The sequence below is a fragment of the Pseudomonas sp. LBUM1676 genome (assembly GCF_059695605.1).
In genome coordinates, this window is sequence record NZ_CP166777.1 from 105533 (window position 1) to 112500 (window position 6968).

Sequence of the window (6968 nt, forward strand, 5' to 3'; positions counted from 1 at the left end):
AATCCGTCCCGCTACCATGGTCGAATGCAGACCCTTGATTTAGAGCCTTTGGTCGGGTTTCTGCAGGTAATAAAAAACCCCAGCCTACTAAAGGCTGAGGTTTTGGGTATTGCGCTAAAGCAGGTTTTACTCGATGGCTTTGACCATGTCTTCGATAACTTTCTTGGCGTCGCCGAAGACCATCATGGTTTTGTCCAGGTAGAACAGTTCGTTGTCCAGACCGGCATAGCCGCTGGCCATCGAGCGCTTGTTGACGATCACGGTCTTGGCTTTATAAGCCTCGAGGATCGGCATGCCGGCAATCGGCGATTTCGGATCGTTCTTCGCCGCCGGGTTGACCACGTCGTTGGCGCCGAGCACCAGCACCACGTCGGCCTGGCCGAACTCGGAGTTGATGTCATCCATCTCGAACACTTGCTCGTAAGGTACTTCGGCTTCGGCCAGCAGGACGTTCATGTGCCCTGGCATCCGACCGGCGACCGGGTGGATCGCAAACTTCACGGTGACTCCCCGGTGAGTCAGCTTCTCCGCCAGCTCCATCAGTGAGTGTTGGGCGCGTGCCACCGCCAGGCCATAACCCGGAACGATGATCACGGTATCGGCGTTGGTCAGCAGGAAGGTCGCATCGTCAGCCGAACCGGATTTCACCGGACGGGCCTCTTTCGAGCCTGCCGGGCCAGTTGCATCTACCGTGTTGCCGAAACCACCGAGCAGTACGTTGAAGAACGAACGGTTCATCGCCTTGCACATGATGTACGAAAGGATCGCACCGGACGAACCCACCAGCGAGCCGGCGATGATCAGCATCGAGTTGTTCAGCGAGAAACCGATCCCCGCCGCCGCCCAGCCGGAGTAGCTGTTGAGCATCGACACCACCACCGGCATGTCCGCGCCGCCGATCGGGATGATGATCAACACGCCCAGCACGAACGCCAGGGCCAGCATCAGGGCGAACGCGCCGAGATTGCCGGTCAGCATGAAGGTGATGCCCAGCGCCAGTGTGGCCAGGCCCAGCAGCAGGTTGAGCTTGTGCTGGCCGCCGAACTGTACGGGTGCGCCCTGGAACAGGCGGAACTTGTATTTGCCCGAGAGCTTGCCGAAGGCGATCACCGAACCGGAGAAGGTGATGGCACCGATGGCCGCGCCGAGGAACAGCTCCAGACGGTTGCCCGCCGGAATCGCATCACCCAGCTGTTTAACAATGCCCAGGGACTGCGGCTCGACCACCGCCGCAATGGCGATGAACACGGCGGCCATACCGATCATGCTGTGCATGAAGGCGACCAGCTCCGGCATCTTGGTCATCTCGACGCGTTTGGCCATGATCGAGCCGGCGGTGCCGCCGACCAACAGGCCGACGATGACGTAACCGATGCCAGCGGTGGCGAGCTCAGCCCCCAGCTTATAGATGAGGCCCACGGTGGTGAGGATCGCCAGCGCCATGCCGAGCATGCCGTACACATTGCCGCGCCGCGACGTGGTCGGGTGCGACAGGCCCTTGAGGGCCTGGATGAAGCAGATCGACGCGATCAAGTAGAGCGTCGTGACGAGATTCATGCTCATTACTTGGACGCCTCTTCTTTCACTGCTTTCGGGGCTTTTTTCTTGAACATCTCAAGCATCCTGCGGGTCACCAGGAAGCCACCAAACACGTTCACCGCCGCCAGTGCCACCGCCAGGGTGCCCATGGTCTTGCCCAGTGGCGTCACGGTCAACGCCGCCGCCAGCATGGCGCCGACGATCACGATCGCCGAAATGGCGTTGGTCACCGCCATCAATGGCGTGTGCAGTGCAGGTGTAACGTTCCAGACCACGTGATAACCGACATAAATCGCCAGCACGAAGATGATCAGGTTGTAGATACCGGGGGAGATAAGCTCTTCCATCGTCTGAATCCCTGCTTAGGCGTTTTTGCGGATGACTTGGCCGTCGCGGCACATCAGGCACGCGGCGACGATGTCGTCTTCGAGGTTGATCTCGAACTGGCCTTCCTTGTTGAAGACCAGCTTCAGGAAGTCCAGCAGGTTGCGCGCGTACAGTGCCGAAGCGTCTGCCGCGACGGCGCCGGCCAGGTTGGTCGGGCCGCAAATGGTCACGCCATTTTCGACCACGACCTGATCGGCCACGGTCAGCGGGCAGTTGCCGCCCTGGGCTGCCGCGAGGTCGATGACCACCGAGCCTGGCTTCATCTGTGCCACGGTTTCCGCGCTCAACAGGGTCGGCGCCTTGCGGCCCGGGATCAGTGCGGTGGTAATGACGATATCGGCCTGCTTGGCGCGCTCGTGCACGGCCAGCGCCTGACGCTGCATCCAGCTGGCGGGCATGGGTCGCGCGTAACCGCCGACACCGACGGCGCATTCGCGCTCTTCATCCGTCTCGTAAGGCACGTCGACGAATTTTGCACCGAGGGATTCGATCTGCTCTTTTACCGCAGGACGCACGTCAGACGCTTCGATCACCGCACCCAGACGTTTCGCCGTGGCGATCGCCTGCAAACCGGCGACGCCAGCGCCCAGAATCAGCACGCGCGCCGCTTTAACGGTGCCAGCGGCAGTCATCAGCATCGGCATGAAACGCGGATAATGGTGAGCAGCCAGCAGCACGGCTTTATAGCCGGCGATGTTGGCCTGGGACGACAGCACATCCAGGCTCTGCGCGCGGGAGGTGCGTGGCGCGGCTTCCAGCGCAAACGCGGTAATGCCGCACTCGGCCAGTTTGGCAATGGTTTCATTGCTGAACGGGTTGAGCATGCCCACCACAACGGTGCCGCTCTTTATCAGCGTCAGCTCGCTGTCGCTGGGGGCGACCACCTTGAGAATCAGCTCGGCACCAAACGCATCGTTGGCGCTGCCAATAATTGCGCCTGCCGCTTCATAGGCACTGTCGACAACGCTGGCATTAATGCCGGCGCCGCTCTGCACAGTGACCTTATGACCCTGGCCGATCAGCTTCTTGATGGTTTCCGGGGTTGCAGCAACCCGTGTTTCACCCGTCTGGGTTTCGAGAGGAACACCAATGTGCACGTCAAATCTCCTGCGTGATCTTATTGAGTAAACCCAGGCACTTCGGATGGTGCGGCTGGGGCGGCCGATCAGCACGATCCCGCCAAACAAGGGCGGGGCGCGGCATTTTGCAGGCGAACTTTGTGCCCATCAAGGGATTATGACGGGTGACGGAAAATTAACTACAAGTCACCCCGTGACCGAATGTCGCAACCGAGCGGGTCAATCCCTTGCAGGCCGTGCCTTGCAAGGATTCTGGCGAAAAATGAGCAATTTCCACATCTGTGAGGTGAATGAGACGTCATTGCTCGGCAATGGAGGCTCAAGGCCAGGTTTTCAGGCACTTATGGGACGTTTGTACCCCTTCGCGATACAGTCTGCGAATATGCGACAAATACTTATATCTGTAGGGCTTTCAGTTTTCTGACTACGAGGTCAGTTTATCGTCTCTGGCCTTTATCCCTCTAGGCTGTAGCTGTGTGCCTGATTAACCAGCCAGTCTCGAAAAGCCCTTAAAGAGGCCGATTCGACCTTTCGCTCGGGAATCATCAGGTAATAAGCCTTGATGCTCGACAAGGCCTGAGGGTTGGCGACCACCAGGCGCTTCTCCGCCAGCTCGCGCTGAATCAGGAACGGCGGAATCAGCGCAATTCCCATATCGTGCATGGCCGCTTGGGCAAGCATGGAGAATAGCTCGTAACGCGGTCCTGTCATGTCTCGCGGGATATTCAGGTTCTGCGAGTTGAACCATTGGCGCCAGGCATAGGGGCGGGTGGTCTGTTGCAGCAGGGGCAGGTCGGCAATTTCACCGGGGGTCAGGCTGGGCTTTTTACCCAGGAGGCCCGGGCTGCACACGGGCATCGGATTTTCGCCCATCAGCCTGTGGGATTCGGTACCCGACCAGTCAGCATCGCCAAAATAGATCGCGGCATCGAAGTCGGTGTCGGCGAACAGGAATGGGCGCGTTCGATTGGTGAGGTTGACCGTCACTTCCGGGTGCTGTTGCTGGAAGTCCTTGAGCCTTGGCAGCAGCCATTGAGTGCCGAAGGTCGGGACCACGGCCAGTTCGATCACATTGGCGCCCTGTTGGCCCATCACGGACAAGGTGTCCCGCTCAACCGCATCGAGTTGGGTGGCTACCCGTCGGCTATAGGACAGTCCGGCTTCCGTCAGTTTCACCCCGCGGCGCGAGCGACGAAACAGTTCGACACTCAAGAACTCTTCCAGGCTAGCGATCTGCCGGCAAATCGCGCCCTGAGTCAGCGAAAGCTCCAGGGCGGCCTTGGTAAAGCTTTCGTGGCGCGCCGCCGCCTCGAAGCTGATCAGGGCCGTAGTGCTCGGTATCTTTCTTCGCATGTACATCAACCTCACTAATAGATCGCGTAAAAGCTCTTTTGCGACCTTTCGGAGTGAGAAATTAGCACAACAGTATGCAAAATCCTCGTTTGCCGTGGCGTCGAACCCGGCCTAGGATCAATCCACGTTATTTGACCCGATTCGAGAGGACACACTCATGGGCGGTAAAGCTAGCTTCAACTGGATCGATCCCCTGCTGCTGGATCAACAGCTCACCGAAGAAGAACGCATGATCCGCGATACCGCCGAGCAATTCGCTCAGCAGAAACTCGCGCCGCGCGTGCTCGAAGCTTTCCGCCACGAAAAGACCGATCCGGCGATCTTCCGCGAGATGGGCGAAGTGGGCCTTTTGGGTGCGACCATCCCTGAGCAGTACGGTGGCAGCGGCCTGAACTACGTCAGCTACGGCCTGATCGCCCGTGAAGTCGAGCGTGTCGACTCCGGCTATCGTTCGATGATGAGTGTGCAGTCCTCCCTGGTGATGGTGCCGATCAATGAATTCGGTACCGAAGCCCAGAAACAGAAGTACCTTCCGAAACTGGCTTCCGGCGAATGGATCGGTTGCTTTGGTCTGACCGAGCCGAATCATGGTTCCGACCCGGGTGCGATGATTACCCGTGCACGCAAGGTGGAAGGCGGTTACAGCCTCACCGGCAGCAAGATGTGGATCACCAACAGCCCGATTGCCGATGTGTTCGTGGTCTGGGGCAAGGACGATGCGGGCGACATCCGTGGCTTCGTGCTGGAGAAGGGCTGGAAAGGCCTGAGCGCTCCGGCGATTCACGGCAAGGTCGGCCTGCGGGCATCCATCACCGGTGAGATCGTCATGGACAACGTGTTTGTCCCTGAAGAGAACATCTTCCCGGATGTCCGTGGCTTGAAAGGTCCTTTTACCTGTCTCAACTCGGCACGTTACGGCATTTCCTGGGGTGCGCTGGGCGCCGCCGAGTTCTGCTGGCACACCGCTCGCCAATACACGCTGGATCGCCAACAGTTCGGTCGTCCATTGGCTGCCACTCAGCTGATCCAGAAAAAACTGGCCGACATGCAGACCGAAATCACCTTGGCGCTGCAAGGCTGCCTGCGTCTGGGCCGCATGAAAGATGAAGGCACGGCTGCGGTCGAGATCACCTCGATGATGAAGCGTAACTCCTGCGGCAAGTCCCTTGATATTGCACGCATGGCGCGCGACATGCTGGGCGGCAACGGCATCTCCGATGAGTTCGGTGTTGCTCGCCACCTGGTCAACCTGGAAGTGGTGAATACCTATGAAGGTACGCATGACGTCCACGCGCTGATCCTCGGTCGGGCGCAGACCGGCATTCAGGCGTTCTATTAATAGGAGAACGTCCATGGGCGCGCTTTCGCATCTACGGGTACTGGATTTATCGCGGGTGCTGGCCGGGCCGTGGGCCGGGCAGATCCTTGCTGACCTTGGCGCCGAAGTGATCAAGGTCGAGCGGCCGGGCAATGGTGATGACACGCGCGCCTGGGGCCCTCCCTTTCTGAAAGACGCCTATGGCGAGAACACCAGCGAGGCTGCCTATTACCTGTCGGCCAATCGCAACAAGCAGTCGGTCACCATCGACTTCACGCGCCCGGAGGGGCAAAAGCTGGTGCGTGAGTTGGCGGCCAAGTCGGACATCCTGATCGAGAATTTCAAGGTGGGAGGTCTGGCGGCTTATGGCCTGGACTATGAATCGCTCAAAGCGATCAATCCGAACCTGATCTATTGCTCCATTACCGGCTTTGGTCAGACGGGGCCTTACGCCAAGCGAGCGGGTTATGACTTCATGATCCAGGGCCTCGGCGGGCTGATGAGTCTGACCGGGCGGCCCGAAGGCGACGAAGGCGCGGGCCCGGTGAAAGTCGGCGTGGCGTTGACCGACATCCTGACCGGGCTCTACTCGACCGTGGCGATCCTTGCGGCACTGGCGCACCGGGATCATGACGGTGGCGGTCAGCATATCGATATGGCGCTGTTGGATGTTCAAGTGGCTTGCCTGGCTAACCAGGCGATGAATTACCTGACGACAGGTAATGCTCCGAAGCGCCTGGGTAATGCTCATCCGAACATCGTGCCTTATCAGGACTTTCCTACGGCGGATGGCGACTTCATCCTCACCGTGGGTAATGACGGGCAGTTCCGCAAGTTTGCCGAAGTGGCGGGTCAGCCGCAGTGGGCGGATGATCCACGCTTTGCGACAAACAAAATGCGGGTGGCGAATCGTGCGGAGTTGATTCCGCTTATCCGCCAGGCAACGGTATTCAAGACTACTGCGGAGTGGGTGCTGGAACTGGAGCAGGCGGGTGTGCCGTGCGGGCCGATCAATGACCTGGCGCAGATGTTTGCCGATCCTCAGGTCAAGGCGCGTGGCTTGGCGATTGAGCTGCCTCATGCGCTGGCAGGGATGGTGCCGCAGGTGGCGAGTCCGATTCGTCTGTCCGAGACGCCCGTGGAGTATCGCAATGCGCCTCCTTTGTTGGGCGAACACACGCTGGAGGTACTGCAGCGGGTGTTGGGTCTGGAGGCTGGTGTGGTAGCTGCTTTTAAAGAGGCTGGGGTGCTCTGAAGATGCCTTCTATATAGAAGGCGCGGTTTTCCCCCCG

At 59.4% G+C, this 6968-nt stretch carries 6 protein-coding genes; 2 read left to right on the forward strand and 4 right to left on the reverse strand.

All coding sequences use genetic code 11. The features are described 5' to 3' along the window. Positions 1–126: 126 nt before the first annotated feature. The 4 genes from ACA041_RS00520 to ACA041_RS00535 all read right to left on the reverse strand — a co-directional run bounded on the left by ACA041_RS00520 (position 127) and on the right by ACA041_RS00535 (position 4358). The gene (locus ACA041_RS00520) at positions 127–1563 is read right to left on the reverse strand and encodes an NAD(P)(+) transhydrogenase (Re/Si-specific) subunit beta (protein WP_497439421.1); all 1437 of its coding nucleotides are present in this window, start codon (positions 1561–1563) and stop codon (positions 127–129) included. Continuing rightward, positions 1563–1886 carry an NAD(P) transhydrogenase subunit alpha part 2 gene (locus tag ACA041_RS00525; RefSeq protein ID WP_017335806.1) on the reverse strand — a complete coding sequence of 108 codons (324 nt, stop codon included), beginning with the start codon at positions 1884–1886 and terminating at the stop codon, positions 1563–1565. Before ACA041_RS00525 ends, ACA041_RS00520 begins: the two co-directional genes overlap by 1 nt. Positions 1887–1901: 15 nt before the next feature. Beyond that, a complete protein-coding gene (locus ACA041_RS00530) occupies positions 1902–3023 on the reverse strand; it encodes a Re/Si-specific NAD(P)(+) transhydrogenase subunit alpha (protein WP_046044834.1) in 1122 nt (373 codons plus the stop codon). Positions 3024–3458: 435 nt separating this feature from the next. Continuing rightward, positions 3459–4358: a LysR family transcriptional regulator gene (locus ACA041_RS00535; protein ID WP_497439422.1), complete on the reverse strand. Its 900-nt coding sequence runs from the start codon at positions 4356–4358 to the stop codon at positions 3459–3461. A gap of 157 nt (positions 4359–4515) precedes the next feature. Here ACA041_RS00535 and ACA041_RS00540 point away from each other — a divergent pair, with 157 nt between their 5' ends. Together ACA041_RS00540 and ACA041_RS00545 are read left to right on the forward strand one after the other, a co-directional pair. Next, positions 4516–5697, forward strand: coding sequence for an acyl-CoA dehydrogenase (locus tag ACA041_RS00540; protein WP_010465741.1), 1182 nt, complete (start codon positions 4516–4518; stop codon positions 5695–5697). Positions 5698–5710: 13 nt separating this feature from the next. Further along, positions 5711–6931 carry a CaiB/BaiF CoA transferase family protein gene (locus ACA041_RS00545; protein WP_497439423.1) on the forward strand — a complete coding sequence of 407 codons (1221 nt, stop codon included), beginning with the start codon at positions 5711–5713 and terminating at the stop codon, positions 6929–6931. Positions 6932–6968: the final 37 nt, after the last annotated feature.

Bases quoted from the DNA above. Each gene is read 5' to 3' on its own strand.
- ACA041_RS00520 (WP_497439421.1), bottom strand. From the start codon at position 1,563: ATGAGCATGAATCTCGTCACGACGCTCTACTTGATCGCGTCGATCTGC.
- ACA041_RS00535 (WP_497439422.1), bottom strand. From the start codon at position 4,358: ATGCGAAGAAAGATACCGAGCACTACGGCCCTGATCAGCTTCGAGGCG.
- ACA041_RS00540 (WP_010465741.1), top strand. From the start codon at position 4,516: ATGGGCGGTAAAGCTAGCTTCAACTGGATCGATCCCCTGCTGCTGGAT.
- ACA041_RS00545 (WP_497439423.1), top strand. From the start codon at position 5,711: ATGGGCGCGCTTTCGCATCTACGGGTACTGGATTTATCGCGGGTGCTG.
- ACA041_RS00525 (WP_017335806.1), bottom strand. From the start codon at position 1,886: ATGGAAGAGCTTATCTCCCCCGGTATCTACAACCTGATCATCTTCGTG.